This window comes from Bacillus sp. P4_D3 (assembly GCF_056401855.1).
This window is the reverse complement of sequence record NZ_JBFUIN010001356.1, coordinates 1-518: the sequence shown is the minus strand read 5'-3', so window position 1 is coordinate 518 and position 518 is coordinate 1. Positions and strand designations below refer to the sequence as shown.

Below are 518 nucleotides of genomic sequence, written 5' to 3'. Positions count from 1 at the left end.
ACCTAATACTTTAACATCTGTTATACCGCTGCTCTTATACACGAATAAATCGCTATCATCCACAAAATGAAAATCCCCTTGTAACTTACTTAACATCGGAGTTTTTTTCATAATTTTAAATATACCCCCATTTCTTAATAGAAGTATATTCATTAAATTAACTTATCGTATGGATAAACATCATAATTCTAATAAATTAATATACTGTACACAGTGAAATTAATGCTTTTATTCCCTATTCATTATTTCTATTCCCTACAAAAACATCTTCTCCAGAAAACAATTTAACCTATTTTATAGAACTTCTCTTTTTTTAGGCGATATATAATATTTCTAACTGGCGTTCTAAACATATCCTTTTCATATTTATTCATTCCCGTAAACCACATTAATAAAGTGTACACTAACGAAAATACAATTATCTTTACAATTAATACAAACCAATTATCCKCCAATATCAATTTATTTATTGTGGCTCCAAAAACTACACTGGCTACAAATGACGCACTCATATAAAA

1 pseudogene is annotated in these 518 nt (G+C 27.7%); it reads right to left on the bottom strand.

The features are described from left to right. Positions 1-284: 284 nt before the first annotated feature. Positions 285-518: pseudogene (locus AC1DTM_RS31305) on the bottom strand (oligosaccharide flippase family protein); the annotation flags it as partial.